The following is a 19,293-nucleotide window of genomic DNA, read 5'->3' as shown; positions in this document are numbered from 1 at the left end:
ATGAGAGTTGCAGGTGCTAAACTATAGTGCCTGCAACTTTTATTTTGTACCTGCTCTAACTATAGCTCTTCAGTGGGCAACTATAGTACCTATAACTGACCACAATCACCTCATTCTATGACGTAGGTCATCTTTTTGGGAGGTCCAATTAAGGAAATTTGCAACAGTAGATTTTACGATTTCAGAGTACCGATTTTATACTTTCATTTAATCAGGCAGGACTAATCTCCGCACAAATTACCACTGCCATGGCAACTAAAATAAAACCAACCGATGAATTTCGGGACCACATCTCGACAGTAGATGAACAGGGTAAACGCGTTTGGGTGTACCCGCGCAAGCCGAAAGGTAAACTATACAACTATCGCAAATATGTCAGCTATTTACTGCTGGCCTTGTTATTTGCTGGTCCGTTTATAAAGGTAAATGGCTTGCCGCTGCTCATGTTTAATATTATAGAGCGAAAGTTTGTTATTTTCGGGGTGCTGTTCTGGCCCCAGGACTTTTTTATACTTGTTATTGCATTCCTCACGCTGGTCGTGTTCATCATCCTTTTTACGGTGGTGTACGGGCGTATTTTCTGCGGCTGGGTTTGCCCGCAAACTATTTTCCTGGAGATGGTATTCCGCAGAATAGAATATGCCATTGAAGGAGACTATACCAAACAGAAAGCGCTGGATAAGATGCCCTGGAATGCAGAAAAGATCCTTAAAAAGGGTTCTAAAACTGCTATTTTCCTGCTAATCTCGTTCGTTATCTCTAACCTGTTTCTGGCTTATGTAATTGGCATAGACGAACTGCAGAAAGTTGTTACCGAAGGGCCTTTTAACCACATGATCGGTTTCGGGTCGTTGCTGGCATTTACGGGTGTGTTTTACTGGGTATTTGCTTCTTTCCGGGAGCAGGTTTGTACTATAGTTTGTCCGTATGGCCGTTTGCAGGGTGTAATGCAGGATAAAAAAACCGTGGTAGTGGCTTATGACTATGGTCGAGGCGAACCGCGCGGCAAACTCAGAAAAGGGCAGGAGCGCACCGAAGGCGATTGTATAGATTGTAACCAGTGCGTGCAGGTATGTCCGACAGGTATAGATATCCGTAACGGCGCGCAGCAATTAGAGTGCATTAACTGTACTGCCTGTATTGATGCCTGCAACGACATCATGCGCATGATCGATAAGCCGGAAGGTTTGATCCGTTATGAGTCTGAAGAAGCGATTGAGAAAGGAACCAAATGGACGTTCTTCACTAACCGGGTAATGGGCTACACGGCGGTGCTGGCTATATTGCTGACCGCACTTACCACCTTATTGCTAACCCGCGACGAGGCCGAAGCCACTATACTGCGCACCCCGGGACAACTCTATCAGAAAACAGAGCAGGGGCATATTAAGAACCTGTACAACATTTCTGTTATCAATAAAACCAACCACGACATGCCGCTTACCCTAAAGCTGCTGGACAAGGAAGGAACTATAAAAGTAGTAGGAAACGAGCTTGTACTTCCGGCACAAGGCATTGTGGAAGCAGTTTTCTTTGCAGAGATAGCGAAGCAGGACCTGACAGGCATGAACTCCGAAATAGAGATAGGAGTGTACAATGGCAACGAGCTGATCACGAAAACCGATACTAAGTTTTTAGGGCCAGCCAACTAAGTCAGTAAGTTAAAACGTGTCTTTACCGGACATACTATAGAGATTATACAGATGAGATCATCAGATAAAAATAAAAGCTTTACACTTTGGCCTTACATGATTATAGTGGCGATGGTGTGTTTTATGGCCTACATTGCCATGTTTGTGTACAAAGCCATGAACCAGGATGTGGACCTGGTAAGCAAAGATTATTACGAGCAGGAAATTAAGTACCAGGACCAGATTGAAAAGGTAAAACGCACGCAGGCCTTAGGCGATGTGATGCTGAACTATAACCAAGAAGCAAAATCTATACTGCTGCAACTGCCTGCTACTTATAAAGAAAAAAGCCTGGCTGGTACCATTACGCTTTTCCGGCCGTCTGACGATGCGATGGATAAGAAGTTACCGTTGCAGTTAGGCCGCGACCAGAGCCAGTTGCTGGAAGTACAAGACCTGGAAAGCGGCGTATGGAAAGTGCGCGTGGACTTCAGCGATGGCAAAGAGGCATATTATTCAGAAAAAACCATTCAAATAAAATAGCCATGATCTGGGCAGGTTTTATTTTCGGGTTAGTAGGTAGTTTCCATTGTGTCGGGATGTGCGGCCCTATAGCAATGGCGCTACCCTTTGTCGGGAGCACCGGCTGGCGATACTATGCCGGCCGGCTCCTGTACAATAGCGGGCGTATAGTTACTTACGCTTTGCTTGGTGCTTTGGCTGGCGTATTCGGCGAGTCATTGCAAATGGCTGGGTTGCAGCAAACAGTATCTATCGTTTCTGGTATACTTATACTTCTATTGTTGGTTTTACCGGCTGCTGTTAAAGGTAAGTCTGCCAGTGTTTTAGGTGCCGATAAACTGATGGCCTGGGTAAGACGAAAACTGGGATATTATTTCCAGAAAAACTCGTTGGGTTCGTTGTTTATGGTTGGCCTGCTAAACGGCTTACTTCCTTGTGGTTTTGTATACATTGCCCTTGCCGGAGCTATAAGCGCGCCGGGCGTAGGAGGGGCCATGCTGTACATGGCTTTATTTGGCTTAGGCACATTCCCGCTGATGTTTATAGTTTCTTTATCCGGCAAACTCATCAGCTTAAAAATGCGTGGTATGTTTAACAGGGCAGTGCCTTATATTGGCATGACGCTGGCAATACTATTTATAGTTCGTGGCCTTGGTTTGGGCATACCGTATCTTAGTCCAAAGGTTATCGAAACCCAGGCGCATAAAACCGAAATGAGTTGCTGCAGTAAACCTGCCGTAGCAAGAGCAAAATAAACTATAAGCTGTAAGCCAACCTTACAGCTTATTTTTTTTAGAAGGTAACTATAGTTTACCCTATTCTAAACTGACATAAGTCATTTCCGTCAGTGACCATACTCACTGCATAGCCATAGCCTTACCTATAACTTTACGCTATACAAAACAGGGGAAACTATGGAAACAAATCAGGTAAAGCGGATACTGGTACCAATCAATTTTGATGAGGTAAGCGAAAAACTGCTGAAATACGCAGGTCATCTGGCAAAAGCTTTAGACGCAGAAGTGTTATTGGTACATGCCACCCAGTCCACCGATCTCACATTTACGCAACAGAACAGGCTGATTCAGGCACTTCGTACATTTGGCGAGCGGGTACTTTTACGGCACCATGAGACAGGGACAGGTTTTACCCGGTTTGAATGTCTTGTTAGGCCAGGTACGCTTCGTAACTGTATAAAAACTATAGTTCAGGATTACTACGTGGATATGGTGGTGATGGAAGCCTGCCCGGTGCCGGAAGGGGAGCAGCAGCTAGCCAACCACGCATCAGCTATAATGGAACTGCTGAGTTGCCCGGTACTGACTTTGCCTCTGCAAGTGCAATTTCAGAAATTAAACCACCTCGTTTTTGCTACAGATTTTACCGACCGAGATGTAAGTGTGCTGAAGCGCATTGCAGATTTTGTGAAGCAGGTAAATGCGCAACTAACTATGGTACAGCTGTATAGTGCCGCTGAACGTAATGCACGTGCAAAAATAAAGATGGCCATGCGCGAAGTACAGCTGTTGCTGGAAGGGTACGATGTAACCTATAAATTACTGGAAGAAGAGGACATGCTGGAGGGTATCAGTGATTTTGCTGAGCAGCAGGAGGCCGACTTACTTATACTGGCAACCCAGGACAATTACCTGATGCAGCGGCTTTTCAGTAACACATATGTAAAAACTCAGGCATACCATACCCAGATTCCGCTGGTTACTTTCAGGCAAGTTAAAAGCAAACCCTGTTCTGGTTGCTGCGATAACTGCAGAAGCAAACAAGCAGCTCAGCCGGAATTTAACAAGGAATTAGTCCTTGTAAATTAGTAACAATTATTTTTGCTTCGGCCATATACGTTATTTTTGCAGACATTTTATAACCCGATTATGTTATTCAGGAAGATGATTGAGGAGGGACAGGTTAAAGGAAACCATACGTTGGTTGCGCCCGATACCTGTTTGTTTGCAGCTGGCAACCCTAACCAGGAGTTATATTACCTGATAAGTGGTAGCGCACAAGTAACCCCGGTTGGTGGGCTGCCACGCACCGTACAGGCCGGTACACTGCTGGGTTTACCAGACCTGATGCATGAAACCTATAGTCAGACAGTAGTTGTAAAAGAGCCGGCTACGGTTATCTGTATTTCGAAGGAAGAGTTACAGCAAATGTTGCAGGTAGATGCCACCTTACGTTTATACCTGATACAGCAAATGAGCAAACATGCCATGCTTACTGCCGCCTCTTACGAATAAGTAATTTTTTTTAAGTATAAACGTATAGCCGCTGCCCATCAGCGGCTATACGTTTATATGGCGATATCTGCATCTACAACATTGCTTCGCCCCGTATAAGCCCAATATGAAAAAGGATATCCTGTCGAACAGAAGGAAGTTGCACAGCATCGTTTTTGAATCCGAAACGACCGCGGGAAAGACATTCGACATCATCCTGCTCATTCTTATCCTCGCTAGTGTCATCATCGTATCGCTTGAAACAGTAACCTACCTCCGCAGAGCGTATCTACCGCTTTTTCAAAAACTGGAATGGGCTTTTACTATACTGTTTACCTTAGAGTACCTGCTCCGGATCTATAGTTCTCCCAGGCCTTTAAAGTATATATTCTCCTTTTTCGGCCTCGTAGACCTGTTTTCTATTATCCCGACCTATTTAAGCCTTTTTGTAATTGGTGCCCAGTATTTCCTGATAGTGAGAGTGTTAAGGCTGCTAAGGATAGCCCGTATTTTTAAGCTCACGCATTTTATAAACGAAGGGAAAGTGCTGACCCGGGCACTGCAGGCAAGTTTTACCAAAATAGCTGTTTTTCTGGGTACAGTTCTGCTACTTGTGGTAATAATTGGGTCTATGATGTTTGTAATTGAAGGGGCAGCAAGCGGATTTACAAGTATACCTAAAAGTATTTACTGGACTATAGTTACCCTGACTACCGTAGGCTACGGAGACATTGCCCCGCAAACACCGCTTGGCCAGATACTAGCCAGTTGCGTTATGATTATGGGCTACGGTATTATTGCAGTGCCCACCGGTATCGTTACCGTAGAAATGACCCGCTCCGAAAAGCAACTGACCAATTCGGAGGTTTGTCCCAATTGCCAGTTGGTAGGGCATGTGCCCGGTGCTAAATACTGTTACAATTGCGGCTACCTCTTAAATGAATCTGCCTGACAAATACTTATAGTTCTAGTTAAAGTAATTTACTTAATATCAACGGCTATCTCTTTAATTACCTGGTTTATATGATCCGAAGTAAAGTTGACCAATTCCTTAGCTTTTGTCGGGTTGGTAACACAAGCTTCCTGATCTTCCAGTTCTCTCACTACCTGCTTTAGCTGTGTAATCCGTAAGGTATCTATCGTAGATTTAAGCTTATGAGCTGCCGCACTTACGCCTTCCCAATCCTCGGCCTGGGCGCAAGTTTGCAAGGTAGCTATAGTTTGAGGTGCAGTTTGAATGAACAGGTGTATCGTACGGTTTATAAATTCCTGGTTACCGCGTCCAAGCTTCTGTAGCATTTCAAGGTCGTAAAGTGGTGTTGCAGGTTGCGCTGGTTTATCTTCTGCTATAGTTGTCTTTTGTTTAGGTTTGATTTTGTGTGGCAGTAACGTAGCCAACTTTATATAGAGGGTTTCTTCCTCAAACGGTTTCGAGATATAGTCATTCATGCCAACGCTCAGGTACTTTTCTGCATCTCCTTTAAAGGCATTGGCTGTAAGCGCTATGATAGGTACACGGGCAATTTCCTGGTTAGCGTTAGCGCGTAAATGTAAGGTGGCATCAATCCCGCTCATTTCAGGCATCTGTATATCCATCAGTATAATATCATACTTACCGGTTTCTGCCATAGTTACAGCTTCCTGACCATTCTGAGCTACATCTACCTTAAACTGCCAGCCTTCCAGTATCGATTTGGCCAGGAAGATATTAATCTCGTTATCTTCGGCAACAAGCACATGCAATGGCTCCAGGCTGTCAAAATCAACCGCTGTTTTGGTAGTTTCTGATTGTTGGTTTTGAGCTGCTTTGGGGTAAGTAAGTATAAATTTAAATGTACTGCCTTTTCCTTCTTCACTTTCTGCCCAAATACGGCCGCCCTGCATTTCTACCAGGTTTTTACAGATGCTAAGCCCTAGTCCGGAGCCGCCATACTTACGGGTTATGCTGGAATAAGCCTGGGTAAAGCCTTCAAATATAATGTCCTTTTTACCTTCCGGTATACCTATGCCCGTATCAGATATAGCAAACTCAACGGTCAGTTCCTGCTCATCTTCATGCAGCACCTGGCAATGCAGCAGCACACTTCCTTCGTCTGTAAATTTAATAGCATTGTTCAGCAGGTTTAGCAATACCTGGTTCAGGCGGTAGGGGTCTCCGATAACAACCGGGCAGTTAACGTGCTCATTTTCCATCCGGTAAGCGATCTCTTTTTCCTCGGCCTTATAGTTCAGCGTATTGAACGTGTTTATAACAGCATCGCCAAGGTTAAACGGTATCTGCTCAAGGTCAAGCTTTCCGGCTTCAATTTTGGCTACATCCAGTATGTCGTTTATCACAACCAGCAGGTTCTCCGCTGACTGCTTGATAATTTTAAGGTAGTTATTTTGCGATGCATCGAGGTTGGTTTTCTGGAGCAGGCCGGCCATCCCTAAAATACCATTCATTGGGGTGCGTATCTCGTGGCTCATGTTAGCCAGAAAATTCTCTTTTACCTTTGCAGACTCTTCAGCAGCTTCTTTGGCATTTTTTAACTCTTTTTCTGTTTGCAATCGGTCCGTTATGTCCTGTGCCAGGCCTATAATGTAGGGCTCCAATCCGGGCTCCTCCACTTTATAGTTCTGGTAGTAAAGGTATCGTTCCTGTTGTTCTTTGTTCAGGATGCATAACACGCCCTCAACATTGTTCGAATCCTTAAATTTATTGATATAGCTACTGAAGTTTTCGCGGTGGGCTTCCGGGAAGAACGTCTTAAGGTCTTTGCCCAGCATTTCCTGCTCTGTATAGCCAAGTGTATTAACCAGATACGGGTTTACCGACAGCACTTTGCCTTGCATGTCGTGGGCGCAAATGTAGGCCTGGCTATAGTTTATCAGGTCTCTGTATTTTTTTTCGCTGCGAGCCAGGGCCTCGGCATTTTTTCGGCGCAAGGTTATATCACGGGCCGAAGACTGTATCTTGATCACATTTCCGTCGCTATCAAAAACAGGCTTCAGGTTCGTTTCTGCCCAAACTATACTTCCGTCTTTTTTAACCAGGCGGTGCTCTACGTTTGTGTTGGCCTTGTATTCCAGCACATCTTTAAACCCTTTCCGCAGGTTTTCATAATCATCAGGGTGAATCAGGCGCTGTGGTTTACTCCCAATAATTTCGGTTACCGCATAGCCTAGCATTTCTTCCGCGGCTTTTGAAATAAAAATATAGCGCCCGCTAAGTTCATGCAGGCTGATCACATCTTTAGAGTTATCAGATAGTAAGCGGTACAGTTCTTCGCTTTCTTCTAACTGTTTGCTTGCCAGGCGCTGTACCGTTATATCAGTAGAGATGCCAAGCACATTAACCTGCCCGTCGCTGGTAATTAAAGGCCGTTTGGTAGTTTTAAACCATAGCACTTCGCCATTTGGTTTTGTAAAACACTGTTCCGACACTACCTCCCGACGTTGCTCAATCACGATTCTGTCGTCATGGGTAAAGGTCTCAACCTCTTCGGTATTATTTGCAACAGTAATCGGGCTTACATTCAGTAATTCCTCAATGGGCTTGCCATAAAGGTTAGCTACTTCCTGGTTTACCAGTTTAAATTCACCATTCTGGTTTTTTACATAGATCAAACTCGGGCTGGAATCCATCACCGACCGGATAAATTCGTTTTGTTCCTTAGCCGCCTGTGTGGCTTTGCGTTCTTCTGTAGTATCCCGTATAATAGCCAGCACCTCGGTTGAGCTATACTTTATAATACGGCCCTCATAATAGTGTTTTCCGCTTTCCAGTTCCAGTTCGTATTCGGTGCGTTCAGGCTCACCGGTGCTTATCACCTTGCGCACGAGGGTCAGAATGTTTTCACATATTTCTTTGGGCAGCAGGTCTTGCATGTGGGCACCAATAACCCTGGCTTTAGGAACCAGTAAATGTTCCTGCTCCACGTTTTTCATGTCGAGGTATATGCCGTCCTCGTTTATGATGAACATGAGGTCAGGTATGGCTGCCAGTATAGCACGGTTCTTGGCTTCGCTTTTAACAATTTCCTGCTGGGCGTGCTTCAGGTCTGTTATATTCAGGCCATGCCCGATGATCATCTGTAGATCACCTTGCGCATCTACTACGGGGTTTAGTTTTCGGATATGGTACGATGCCTCGCCTTCCTTATTGATGATTTCCTCTTCAAAGGCAACAAACTTTTTGCTTGTATGCGCCAGGTGCAGGTGATGCGACCGGTTTGCAATACGCTCGAAAGGTACGTTGCGGTAGGTACAATATTCCTCATTTGTTTTCCCGATAATCCACTGGCGCAACGCCGGGTCCGAGACAGCAACCGGGTTTACAAAAATGTATTGCAGCTGGTTGTTATAAACGGCTATATCAGAAGGGATATGATTAAGTATAGCTTCGTAAAACTCCTTTTGCTCCACTAAAGCCTTATTCTTATTCCGGAGCTGGGTTACATCTTCGGCAGAGCCAATTACCTGCACCACCTGGCCGTTATCCTTGCGCTTAAAAATACTTTCGCGGCAGAGCAGGTTTATTGTTTCGCCGTGCTTGTTCCGTACCAGATACTCAATTTGCCGTATCTCACCATCCAGTGCCTGCGGCATGTTGTACAAGTGATGGTACATTTTAGGCAACTCTTCGGGCAGCAACAGCGACATAAACACATGGCCGTCCATTGCTTCAATGTCCTGTTTGGTGTAGCCCAGTACGGCCTCAATCTGTTCGTTCAGGTAAATGCTACGGTCCTGTTCCAGGTCGTAGATGTAAATGATGTTGGGTATGGTATGCGCGATGTTTCGAACAAAGTTCTGGCTTTCCTGTAGTGCCTGCTCGGCCTGTTTGCGTTCGGTAATATCGTTCAGGTAAATATTTACATAGCCTTTGTCGGAGAGGGGCACTATAAATAAAAGGTAATATTTACCAAGCAGGTGTGTTTCCAGGGTGACAGGTTTGCCAGCGCGCCAGGCGGTAGTAGCTTTTTTAAAGAACAAGCGTTTTAAGCCCAGTTTTCGAGAAGCCGGTATTTTGCCGAATAATTGTCGGCCAGCAGCATTCACAAATAATATATCGCCCTGCTGGTCAACCCGTATGATCGGATCTGGGTATTCTGCCTGCAGTTCGGGTTGGGATGTTGTTGTTGCAGCCGTGCCGGGCAAATGTAATGTTATGAGCTTTTGCTTCAGGGCATCTATTTCGGCGTCTTTTTGTTTGGCCAAACTTTCCGCTTCCTGCCGCGCCATACGCTCATTTTCCAACAACTTCAGCAGGGTTGCCGCATCCTGTAAAACTTCCATCTTCGCACTATTTGGATACAAAAATACGGATTTTAAACTGCCAATCTTTACATTTGTTTAAATAGCTGCTGTTTTATTTTTAGGGTTGTGTTGCCTTTAAGAAGAAGTAAGCAAGTTAGTGACTATAGTTGCTTATGGTCAGGTATTTAACTTGCTAACTATAACCAGGAACTTACTGGTAAACTATAGATTTAAATAAGCCGATAGCTGAAGTATAGAAATAGGTAAATTGCTATATGAGGACCCAGCGGTAAAGAGGCTATTTTACTTTTAACTCGTTGCTCTGGATCATGCGGTAGATTGTGGATTTACCAATGTCCAGTTTATCGGCTACCAGCAGGACGTTGCTGTCATATTTATCCAGGAAATACTGAATAATGCGGGTTGTATAGTTTTTCAGCGTCTGTTCTTTAGCCAGGAAATCTTTATCGGTATTGTTTGCCGAAAAATTAATGTCCTGCTCCTGAATCATTTCTTCGTCGGCCAGTACCATAGCCAGTTCCACCAGCGCCCGAAGTTCGCGCACATTGCCCGGGAACGAATAGGAGAGTAGTTTTTCCTGTGCTCCGGCTGATAGGTTTTTGCGCGGCATGCCGTTTTCTTTCGCAAAAGCATCCATAAAGTGACGCGCAAGTACCAGTATATCGCTGCGGCGCTCGCGCAAAGGCGGTAAATTAATTGGTAAGCCTAACAGGCGGTAATACAAATCCTCCCTGAAGTGGCCTTTTTTTACTTCTTCGGCCAGGTTTTTATGGGTAGCAACTATAATCCGTACATCCACCGGAACTATAGAATTGCCGCCAACTCTTGTAATTTCTTTTTCCTGAAGTACGCGTAATAATTTGGCCTGCAGGCTTATATCCAGTTCGCCAATTTCATCCAGAAAAATGGTCCCTTTATTGGCTTCTTCAAACTTTCCGATCCGGCGGGCAGTGGCGCCTGTAAAAGCTCCTTTTTCGTGTCCGAATAGCTCACTTTCAATCAGTTCTTTGGGGATGGCGGCCACGTTTACGGCCACATACGGTTGTTTTTTACGGGTTGAATTATAGTGGATGGCTTTGGCTACCAGTTCTTTTCCGGTTCCGGTTTCGCCGGTTATAGAAACGATGATATTGGTTTTGGTGGCTTTATCCATCAGCGAGAACACTTTTTTAATTGCCTCGCTGTTACCAATGATCACTTTGCCAAAGTCGTATTTCTGGCCTATTTCTTCGCGCAGGTGGTTTATTTCCTCGCGCAACGACAGGTTTTCGCGTACTTTATTAATAGTGTTCCAGAGTCGTTCCGGGGTTTCTTCGTCTTTAACAATGTAATCGTAAGCACCCTGTTTCAGCAACGCCACGGCGGTGGCTATATCTTCCTGCCCCGAAATAATAATGACCTGTATATCCGGGTTGCGTTCTTTTACCAGTTTCAGTACCTCGGCGCCGTTTTTATCGGGTAGCGAATAATCTACCGTAACCACGTCGGGCTTCTCGTGCAGGCTGGCAAAAAAGTCTTTTGCCGAATGGAATTTCCTGATGTCATAATCCGGGTTAAGCGAAAGATGATACTCCAGCAACTCGCTGTACCACACATCATCATCCAGAATGAAGATCTTGAAAGGGGTGTTCTTCATGTATTATTTACACACAGGTATACTTGCTAGCCAAAGATACTACACAAAAGTATTCGTCAAAAATTATTATGCAGACTGCTTTGCTTTAAGCTATCGTTTTAGGGTTTAAGAATAACACATTGCTGAACAAGGAATTGCAAACTATAGCATGCAGGTTATACTTTAATTGTTTAAAAAACAATATCTGGGTAAACTATAGTTGGCTTGCGTAACTATAGTTTACTATGTCGGTTAAGTATGAAAACTAAAGCTGGTTGCTAACCTACATTGATAACCTGGTAACGGGCACGCATAAACATAAAGATGCCGTAAAATAACAGCCCAATTGCCACAGCACCAAGCATGTACGATCCATACGACGAGCTCTCGAGAAACGCAAAGGCACTGCCGCTTCCGCCTGCTTCGTTCGGGTTTGCATGCAACGCAGCTCTCAGGAAAAAGTAGGCAATGATTAACCATACAATACCGCGGGCAATGTAGCCAATTTTACCTGCCCTGATCATCATGGCTTCTGCTTCGTGTTTTAGGCCGGCGCTTTGCACATGCTTTTTATACTTATCGGATAAGGCCAGGTAAATCTGGTGCAAGCCTGCAAGTGCCGTACCTACTGCAACTATACCAACCAGCCACTGCCCGAAAGGTTGCTGCAACAGTTCTTTAGCCACTGTTTCGCGGGAGTCGCCATTACCACCGCCACCATTTCCTAACACAAGCTTTGCGGCATAAAAGGCAAGTGCACCATACACAAAACCACTAAAGGCATACCGTATGCGTACCCCGATTCCTTTAGGATTGTCGCCTTTGTTTTCGGTATCTTTAAAAGCCTGCAGAAAGCGCCACACAGTATAACATAGCAACCCGATGGCAACTATAGCCAGCAGCACTCTGCCAAAATTCTGTTCCAGTATAAACTGAAAAACACCTGACTTGTCGGAGCTTTGCTCTGATTTGCCCCCTAATTCAAAAGCAGCCATAAAGGCTAGAATGCCAACTAAGCAGTAGACTATGCCTTTTGCTGTTAGCCCGAACCGGGCCATATTTTTTACCCACGCAGGTGGGGGAGTGGGAACGTGTTGTGCTATATCCATCGCGTATATATTCTGATTTTTTTAGCATACACGTAAACCCGGAATTTATGTTTGCTGCTTACAGGTTTTTAAAGCGCAGCATGGCTTCCTGGGTCAGGCGCTCGCGGTGGTCGGGGTGCGCAATGTCAATGAGTGCTTTGGCCCGCTGACGCAGGTTTTTACCATACAAATACGCTACGCCATATTCGGTAACTACATAATGTACGTGTGCTCGCGTGGTAACTACGCCACCACCCGGGTTCAGGAAAGGCGTAATGCGCGAAACTCCCTTGTGCGTAACAGATGGCAATGCAATAATTGGTTTCCCGCCTTTTGACAGTGCCGCTCCCCGTATAAAGTCCATCTGCCCGCCAACCCCTGAGAACTGGTAAGTACCAATAGAGTCAGAAACAACCTGCCCGGTAAGGTCTATTTCGATAGCACTGTTGATGGCTGTAACTTTATTGTTGGTTTTAATGATGGACACGTCATTTGCCACATCTGTACTGAGCATGGTAATCAGGGGGTTATCATCCACATAATTGTAAAGCGAGCGGTTACCGGCTATAAAGGCTGTGGCTATACGACCGGGTAAAAACTTTTTGTGTTCGTTTGTGATAACGCCGTTCTCGATAAGTGGTAAAATGCCGTTTGAGAACATTTCGGTATGGATGCCCAGGCCTTTGTGGTTTGTAAGGCTCCTTAGCACGGCATCTGGTATAGCACCGATACCCATTTGCAGGGTGGCTTTATCTTCTACCAGTTCTGCTACGTTGCGGCCTATGGCTTCTTCGGTTGCGGTAATGCGCCCACTATAATCTACTTCCGGCAATGCCTCATTTACTTCTACCAGCGCATCAAACCTCCTGATATGGATAAGTGCATCGCCGTGGGTACGGGGCATTTGCGGGTTTACCTGGGCAATTACATGTTTGGCTCGTTTTACGGCTTCACGGGCAATATCTACGGATACGCCCAGCGAGCAGTAACCATGCCTGTCTGGTGGCGACACATGAACTATAGCTACATCCAGCGGCATAATGCCCAACCGGAACAACTGCGGTATCTCACTTAAAAAGATAGGCACATAATCGCCGCGGCCGCTATTTACAGCATCACGCACATTGGCCGAAACAAACAGGGAGTTTATATAAAAAGAGCCAGCGTATTTTTCTTCGGCACAGGGCATTTCTCCAAAGGTGCTAATGCTTACCAGTTCCACATCGCGTAGTTCATCGGCGCGTTCGGCCAGTTTGCGTATCATGTATTGCGGTGTGGCTGCGCTGCCGTGTAAAAAAACTCTGTCGCCTGATTTAATAATCGATAACGCTGCTTCGGCGGTAGTGTATGTAGGTGTAGTTGGTGCCATATTTTCGGGATTACTTTCCAGAACTATACTTTATAGTGATGTTTGTAGTTTTATTTATTGCGTGCAAGCTATACCCTTGCATTAATTTTTAAAATGATAATCATCACCAATCCGAATTGATTGTTAAATTGACACCGATTTACGCAGATATTAACTATAGCTACCCGTATCTGCGTAACAGGCATAAAGTATACACCTATGAAAAAATATTTCCCGCTGCTCTTTTTGTGCTTGCTGTTGCTTAGCAGTTGCGTAACAAGCTCTATATCGTCTAAACCAAACAGCGTATCGGCAGAAGGAGCGAACACCACCGCCATTAAGACCTATGCCTGGTACCAGGACCAGCCTGAAGCCCCCATCGCCTACGACGAAGGTTATACCGCTGCGCTAAACCAGCACTTACGCAAAGCGATAGAAGAACAAATGCAGACAAAAGGATTTACGAAAGCTACCAATGGTAACCCTGACGTTTTAGTGGCCTATGATGTAAGTGTATCGGTGCCAGTAGAAAAAGATGTACCGGGTAGTTTTAGTGATGGCTTTGGCTATAGTTACGCCTACATGTCGGGGTACCGCTATATTTACGGGCACGAAGCATTGCCTGGTTACCGGGCCGTAGACCTGTATAAAAGCGGAACCCTGATTATAGACCTGATAAAACCGGCGACAGACGAAATTGTGTGGAGAGGATGGGCTGAAGGTGCGATCTCTAATTTTAAAGCCAACTATAGTTCTGTTAAAAATGAGGTAGCAAAAGTATTAGCTCCGTTAAAAAGCAGGAAATAATCGATAACTATAGTTGCGGCTGCTTTACTCTTCTTTCAGGTAATTGCCAAACCGGTACACATCATCCGGTTTACCTACTACATAAATCACGTCACCTTTTTTTATGACCGTGTGTGCATTTATATCCAGTATAGTTTGCCTTTCGCGTTTTATAGCGACGAGTGTAATATTAAACCGACCGCGCAGGTTAGCATCTGCCAGTGCTTTTTCAACTATAGAGCTATCGGAGGTATAAACGCGTAGGCTAGCTACTTCAATGTCGGGCAAGTCGTGCGACAGGTTTGTGATGGCGTTGCCACTGCCGGGTAAGCTTCGCAGCATATCATAGTTATCAGAGCGTATCAGTTGTGTGAAGTGCTCAATTTCATCGCGCGGCATCAGGTACTTGGATAGCACCCGGGTAAATATTTCAATAGACGTTTCAAATTCTTCCGGTATTACTTCATCAGCGCCAATCCTGAAGTTTTCATTCATTTCCTCAACAAAACGGGTCCGGACTATGATATGCACTTTGGCACTAACCTGGCGCACGGCTGCAATAATTCGCTTGGTCGCATCCGGGTCTGAGATGGCAATAACCACCACACGCGCTTTGTGTACATTTACATGCGACAGGATCATGGTATGTACCGCATCCCCAAAAAGTATAGGTTCGCCACGGTGCCGCTCTTTTTTAACGGTTACGGCATTCATTTCTATAATTGTATAGGGGATTTTTGCGAAGCGTGCAGCTTTGGCCACATTGCGGCCGTTTATGCCAAACCCTATAATTACAATATGGTCTTCCAGTTCGGGTAGTTCCTCGGATGGGGTATGGCTATAGTTCTCAAAAGGTATAGGTTCTGATTTGCCCAGTAATTTAAGACTGATAAAGGAAGCCATGCGGCGCGAGTGCTGTATAGCAAATGGCGTTAAGGCCATCGTGAGTAACGAAACCGACAGGAAGTACTGGTAAGTAACAGGAGTGAGCAACCCATAAGATAGCCCCGTTTTGGAAAGTATGAAGGCAAATTCACCAACCTGAAACAGGGCGATACCGGCAAGTATAGCTGTGCGAAGCGGGTACTGCAACAGGCGAGCTGCTACCGTAGCCACCAGTGTATTGATCAGGAAGGTACCCAAGGTAAAGAGCAAAACCAGGGGCAGGTGCGTGAGCAGAAACGACATATCGAGTAACATGCCGATCGAGACAAAGAAAAAACTGGTAAAGATCTCGCGAAATGGTAAAATATTACTTGTTGCCTGGTGACTATATTCTGATTCTGAAATGATAAGCCCGGCCATAAACGCGCCAAGCGCCAGCGACAGCCCCAAACTGGATGTTAGCCAGGCCACCATAAAGCAAATGGCTACAATAGAAAGTATAAACAGTTCTTTGCTTTTAGTTTGAGCCACTAAGTATAGCAGCCGCGGTACCAGGTATCGGGCACTAATTAATACCACAACTATAACCAGCAAGCCTTTTAAAAACATTAACAGCAGCTGGAAACCGATGTTATCTGCTTTACCGGTTAGTAGCGGTGTAAGCAGCATCATGGGCACAACCACAATATCCTGGAAAATAAGTATAGCCAGCACAATTTTACCATGCGGACTGTTAAATTCCCCGTTATCCTGTAGGAGTTTAAGCACTATAGCAGTGCTGCTGAGCGAAATCAGAAAGCCAATAAAGATAGATTGCCCCAGCGAATAATTGAGCAAGAGCATAACTGCAGTTGCCAGCAGTATAGAGCCCAGCACCTGGGTGGTGCCACCAATAAAAATGGTCCGTTTTATGAGAGCCAGCTTGCGCAGCGAGAATTCCATACCGATAATGAAAAGCAGCATGATAACGCCGATCTCCGCCAGTATCTCAATGTTGTGGATGTTGTCAACCAGGCTTAACCCATGCGGACCGGCAATAACTCCCGTAATTAAAAAGCCGAGTATAGTGGGCAACCTGAACCGCTGAAACGATAAAATTACCACCACGGCCAACCCGAGTATGATCACAACATCATCAAGTACCGGTATTTCCATAGTGGTGTATAGTTACAGCAGAGTTATAGTTTAGTTGGTGTACGGGAAAAAAGAAAACAAATTAAACAGGAGCATAGCAGGCATTACCTTTCACCACCCCATTCTGCGAAAAATTGTTCCAGGTAAGTCTCCATGTACCCGTGTCGTTGTTCGGCCATTGTTTTGGCTGTTTGGGTATGCATACGGTCTTTGAGAAGCAAAAGCTTCTCGTAAAAATGATTTATAGTTGGAGCAGTGCTGTTTTTGTAAGCTTCAAAGGTATCGTGTAATTCAGGCTTGATATCCGGGTTATATAGCTCACGGTTTTTGTGACCTCCGTAAGCAAACGTTCGGGCTATACCTATCGCGCCAATGGCATCCAGGCGGTCAGCATCCTGCACAATCTCGCCTTCTATGCTGCTCATTTCTGAAGTGGTACCGGCTCCTTTAAAAGATAACTCCTTAATTATAGTACAGACAGTTTCTATAGTTTCATCGGGTACTTTCAGTGATTGGAGCCATGCTGCAGCCATGCGCGGGCCAACTGTTTCGTCTCCGTTATGGAATTTGTGGTCGCCAATGTCATGTAACAGAGCGGCCAGTTCAACTATAAAAAGCTGTGCCGTTTCAGTGGCGGCAATCGTTTTGGCATTGTTCCAAACACGTAGTATATGCCACCAATCGTGGCCTGAACCTTCGCCGGTAAGCATTTTCTGAACGTAGGCTGCTGTTTGAGTTATGATTTGTTCCTGTGTAAGCATGGCTTATAATCTTACCCAAAACTGCTGATTTATAGATAAACCTACAAGTTTTAGTGATATCGTAGACAAGGTGGTTCTAGAGTGGCATGATTTACAGCCTGATACATTTTTGCTGCTGTCAATTCCAGTGCAAAATTTATAGTTGCTTTTGGTGATTTCTGATTTATGCTGTAGACTTGAAGGATGTTTGCCATTTCACTCAATTCAATTCCCAAAGTAATAAGGTTTTCTGCCCCAGATACACTTCACCGATGCATAAGGGTTAGTTTAATGCTGTTGGTGCCGTACTTTATGAGCTGTTTGTTCACTATAGTTCAGGCCAATGCACAAATACTTAACATAGAACGTGCCCGCATAGAACAGGATTCAGCTAATTACATGACCGGAAAAGCAGGGCTCAATTTTTCGATGTTTAACCGTAATGCCGGTAAGAATAACCCAAATAACTTTCTGCAATTAACATTTAACAGTGATGTGGCGTATATTTCTGCCAGACACAGTTACCTGCTGTTAAACTACTATAATTACCTGCTTATAAATTACGACAACAAAGAGCAACGCAATACGATTGCCAGTAATGGGTATGCCCATTTTCGGGTTAACTTATACCGCCAGCGCCGGCTATCTTATGAGTTGTTCACCCAACTCCAGTCAGACAGGGCCCGCGGCCTGGAATTGCGTACCCTGGCAGGAGCAGGAGTGAGGTATGCTATACTTCGTAAACCCAAAACCAACCTATACGTTGGCAGCGGCGTTATGCACGAGTATGAAAAATGGCAGTCGCCGGACGAAACGGAAGGGATAATTGAATCGAGTTTGCCTAAGCTTACCAACTATATCAGCAACAAAGCAGTTATAAACGACCACGTTACAACAGAGGCAATTGTTTATTTCCAGACAGGTTATGATACTAAAATTGATTCTTTTCGTAACCGTGTCAGCGGCGACATGAACCTTTTATTTAAACTTAATAGTACTTTGTCTTTCCGGACTGGGTTTAATTGTACTTTCGAGGATAAACCAATAGTACCTGTAACCAGGTTTGTGTATGCTATAACCAACGGTATACAGGTTAATTTTTAGTTTTTGCTATATAATTCCTTTATGATACATTAATTGGAAGAGATTTTTTAGTAATTTCACCAATTAGAATAACTATAAGCAGCTATAAAAGCGCTAACTCAAACTTAAACCTATAGTGTAGAAGCACTTTAAAATGCGAAACACCCTTTCTATACTTTTCGTGCTGCTGGGCGTACTACTGTTCGCGTCTTGTGTGCCCCAAAAAAGATTAGTTCTGCTACAGGATAAGCCCGATCCAAAAGATCAGTCCAAAGCAGATGAGCTTTTGAAAACATTTAACCTGCAACGCCCGGTTTATACCTTGAAGCCCGGCGATGTGCTTTCTTTAAAGGTACAGACCACCACACCAACCGAGTATAACTTTTTAGGCCAGGCAACTACAGCTACCACTACTTCCGATCCCGTATTAGAAGGTTATACTTTGGATACAGAAGGAAATATACTGATCCCGACAGTAGGAAAAGTAAACTTGCAAGGACTAACATTAGCTGAAGCGCGCCTTAAAGTAACAGAAGCCCTTAAGCCGTACCTCACCGACCCAACCGTAAATATGCGTTTCCTGACATTTCGTTTTTCTGTTATAGGGGAGGTGTCAAAGCAAGGCCAGTTTACGACCTACCAGGATGACATAAACTTGATGGAGGCTATTGCTAATGCCGGTGGTTTTACTGCTTATGCTAATCGGGGGCAAATTAAATTAGTGCGCTACGAAGCAGGTAAAGCAAAACTATATACCTTCAGTTTATTGGATGACAAAACTATCGCACAGGCCAATTTTTACCTGCAACCTAATGATATGATCGTAGTCGACCCGCTACCGGCTAAGAACATCAGGGAGAATTTAATTGCCAATGTAAGCTTGACATTGTCAGTTGTTTCGGCAATTGTACTCATTGTTAATCAGTTGGTTAGATAAAATATTATAAGCAGCCTAAGCTACTATTTCA

15 protein-coding genes are annotated in these 19,293 nt (G+C 44.7%); 9 read left to right on the top strand and 6 right to left on the bottom strand.

All coding sequences use genetic code 11. The features are described from left to right. Positions 1-248: 248 nt before the first annotated feature. From ccoG to GWO68_RS10455, 6 genes are all read left to right on the top strand, one after another. Positions 249-1,652, top strand: a complete 1,404-nt coding sequence (gene ccoG / locus GWO68_RS10480; protein WP_162346402.1) for a cytochrome c oxidase accessory protein CcoG — start codon at positions 249-251, stop codon at positions 1,650-1,652. Between the two features lie 51 nt (positions 1,653-1,703). Next, on the top strand, positions 1,704-2,174 hold the full coding sequence (locus GWO68_RS10475; RefSeq protein ID WP_162346401.1) for a FixH family protein: 471 nt from the start codon (positions 1,704-1,706) through the stop codon (positions 2,172-2,174). Between the two features lie 2 nt (positions 2,175-2,176). Further along, positions 2,177-2,908 carry a sulfite exporter TauE/SafE family protein gene (locus GWO68_RS10470; protein WP_162346400.1) on the top strand — a complete coding sequence of 244 codons (732 nt, stop codon included), beginning with the start codon at positions 2,177-2,179 and terminating at the stop codon, positions 2,906-2,908. A 159-nt stretch (positions 2,909-3,067) separates the two neighbouring features. Beyond that, positions 3,068-3,979 (top strand): universal stress protein, encoded by a 912-nt coding sequence (locus GWO68_RS10465; protein ID WP_162346399.1) that lies wholly within the window; start codon positions 3,068-3,070, stop codon positions 3,977-3,979. 60 nt (positions 3,980-4,039) lie between these two features. Next, complete coding sequence (locus GWO68_RS10460; RefSeq protein WP_162346398.1) at positions 4,040-4,405, top strand: Crp/Fnr family transcriptional regulator; 366 nt, start codon at positions 4,040-4,042, stop codon at positions 4,403-4,405. Between the two features lie 106 nt (positions 4,406-4,511). Continuing rightward, entirely contained in the window at positions 4,512-5,336 is an 825-nt protein-coding gene (locus GWO68_RS10455) for an ion transporter (protein ID WP_162346397.1), read from the top strand. Positions 5,337-5,365: 29 nt separating this feature from the next. Here GWO68_RS10455 and GWO68_RS10450 read toward each other — a convergent pair whose 3' ends face one another. The 4 genes from GWO68_RS10450 to GWO68_RS10435 form a co-directional block, all read right to left on the bottom strand. Beyond that, a complete protein-coding gene (locus GWO68_RS10450; protein ID WP_162346396.1) occupies positions 5,366-9,664 on the bottom strand; it encodes a PAS domain S-box protein in 4,299 nt (1,432 codons plus the stop codon). Between the two features lie 259 nt (positions 9,665-9,923). Continuing rightward, entirely contained in the window at positions 9,924-11,282 is a 1,359-nt protein-coding gene (locus tag GWO68_RS10445) for a sigma-54-dependent transcriptional regulator (protein ID WP_162346395.1), read from the bottom strand. A 257-nt stretch (positions 11,283-11,539) separates the two neighbouring features. Continuing rightward, positions 11,540-12,319, bottom strand: coding sequence for a DUF1206 domain-containing protein (locus GWO68_RS10440; protein ID WP_262887490.1), 780 nt, complete (start codon positions 12,317-12,319; stop codon positions 11,540-11,542). A 109-nt stretch (positions 12,320-12,428) separates the two neighbouring features. Continuing rightward, positions 12,429-13,718: an acetyl-CoA hydrolase/transferase family protein gene (locus GWO68_RS10435; protein ID WP_162346393.1), complete on the bottom strand. Its 1,290-nt coding sequence runs from the start codon at positions 13,716-13,718 to the stop codon at positions 12,429-12,431. A gap of 198 nt (positions 13,719-13,916) precedes the next feature. Between GWO68_RS10435 and GWO68_RS10430 the strand changes: the two genes are divergently transcribed. After that, positions 13,917-14,504 (top strand): DUF4136 domain-containing protein, encoded by a 588-nt coding sequence (locus tag GWO68_RS10430; protein ID WP_162346392.1) that lies wholly within the window; start codon positions 13,917-13,919, stop codon positions 14,502-14,504. A 24-nt stretch (positions 14,505-14,528) separates the two neighbouring features. On the opposite strand, the gene GWO68_RS10425 is transcribed toward GWO68_RS10430, so the two are convergent. Together GWO68_RS10425 and GWO68_RS10420 are read right to left on the bottom strand one after the other, a co-directional pair. Next, a complete protein-coding gene (locus GWO68_RS10425) occupies positions 14,529-16,523 on the bottom strand; it encodes a cation:proton antiporter domain-containing protein (RefSeq protein ID WP_162346391.1) in 1,995 nt (664 codons plus the stop codon). A gap of 83 nt (positions 16,524-16,606) precedes the next feature. After that, on the bottom strand, positions 16,607-17,263 hold the full coding sequence (locus tag GWO68_RS10420; protein WP_162346390.1) for an HD domain-containing protein: 657 nt from the start codon (positions 17,261-17,263) through the stop codon (positions 16,607-16,609). Positions 17,264-17,554: 291 nt separating this feature from the next. On the opposite strand from GWO68_RS10420, the gene GWO68_RS10415 reads away from it, so the two are divergent. Together GWO68_RS10415 and GWO68_RS10410 are read left to right on the top strand one after the other, a co-directional pair. Beyond that, the gene (locus GWO68_RS10415; protein WP_162346389.1) at positions 17,555-18,346 is read left to right on the top strand and encodes a DUF481 domain-containing protein; all 792 of its coding nucleotides are present in this window, start codon (positions 17,555-17,557) and stop codon (positions 18,344-18,346) included. Positions 18,347-18,479: 133 nt separating this feature from the next. Further along, the gene (locus GWO68_RS10410; protein WP_162346388.1) at positions 18,480-19,262 is read left to right on the top strand and encodes a polysaccharide biosynthesis/export family protein; all 783 of its coding nucleotides are present in this window, start codon (positions 18,480-18,482) and stop codon (positions 19,260-19,262) included. Positions 19,263-19,293: the final 31 nt, after the last annotated feature.

The sequence above is a fragment of the Pontibacter fetidus genome (assembly GCF_010119545.1).
Classification (GTDB): domain Bacteria; phylum Bacteroidota; class Bacteroidia; order Cytophagales; family Hymenobacteraceae; genus Pontibacter; species Pontibacter fetidus.
Note: the sequence above shows the minus strand (reverse complement) of the source record. Positions and strands in the feature narration are given on the sequence as shown.

Coding starts and splice junctions, on each gene's coding strand:
- GWO68_RS10425 (WP_162346391.1), bottom strand. CDS start 16,523: ATGGAAATACCGGTACTTGATGATGTTGTGATCATACTCGGGTTGGCC.
- GWO68_RS10470 (WP_162346400.1), top strand. CDS start 2,177: ATGATCTGGGCAGGTTTTATTTTCGGGTTAGTAGGTAGTTTCCATTGT.
- GWO68_RS10410 (WP_162346388.1), top strand. CDS start 18,480: ATGCGAAACACCCTTTCTATACTTTTCGTGCTGCTGGGCGTACTACTG.
- GWO68_RS10430 (WP_162346392.1), top strand. CDS start 13,917: ATGAAAAAATATTTCCCGCTGCTCTTTTTGTGCTTGCTGTTGCTTAGC.
- GWO68_RS10455 (WP_162346397.1), top strand. CDS start 4,512: ATGAAAAAGGATATCCTGTCGAACAGAAGGAAGTTGCACAGCATCGTT.
- GWO68_RS10420 (WP_162346390.1), bottom strand. CDS start 17,263: ATGCTTACACAGGAACAAATCATAACTCAAACAGCAGCCTACGTTCAG.
- GWO68_RS10415 (WP_162346389.1), top strand. CDS start 17,555: ATGAGCTGTTTGTTCACTATAGTTCAGGCCAATGCACAAATACTTAAC.
- GWO68_RS10440 (WP_262887490.1), bottom strand. CDS start 12,319: ATGGCCCGGTTCGGGCTAACAGCAAAAGGCATAGTCTACTGCTTAGTT.
- GWO68_RS10460 (WP_162346398.1), top strand. CDS start 4,040: ATGTTATTCAGGAAGATGATTGAGGAGGGACAGGTTAAAGGAAACCAT.
- GWO68_RS10465 (WP_162346399.1), top strand. CDS start 3,068: ATGGAAACAAATCAGGTAAAGCGGATACTGGTACCAATCAATTTTGAT.
- GWO68_RS10450 (WP_162346396.1), bottom strand. CDS start 9,664: ATGGAAGTTTTACAGGATGCGGCAACCCTGCTGAAGTTGTTGGAAAAT.
- ccoG (WP_162346402.1), top strand. CDS start 249: ATGGCAACTAAAATAAAACCAACCGATGAATTTCGGGACCACATCTCG.
- GWO68_RS10475 (WP_162346401.1), top strand. CDS start 1,704: ATGAGATCATCAGATAAAAATAAAAGCTTTACACTTTGGCCTTACATG.
- GWO68_RS10445 (WP_162346395.1), bottom strand. CDS start 11,282: ATGAAGAACACCCCTTTCAAGATCTTCATTCTGGATGATGATGTGTGG.
- GWO68_RS10435 (WP_162346393.1), bottom strand. CDS start 13,718: ATGGCACCAACTACACCTACATACACTACCGCCGAAGCAGCGTTATCG.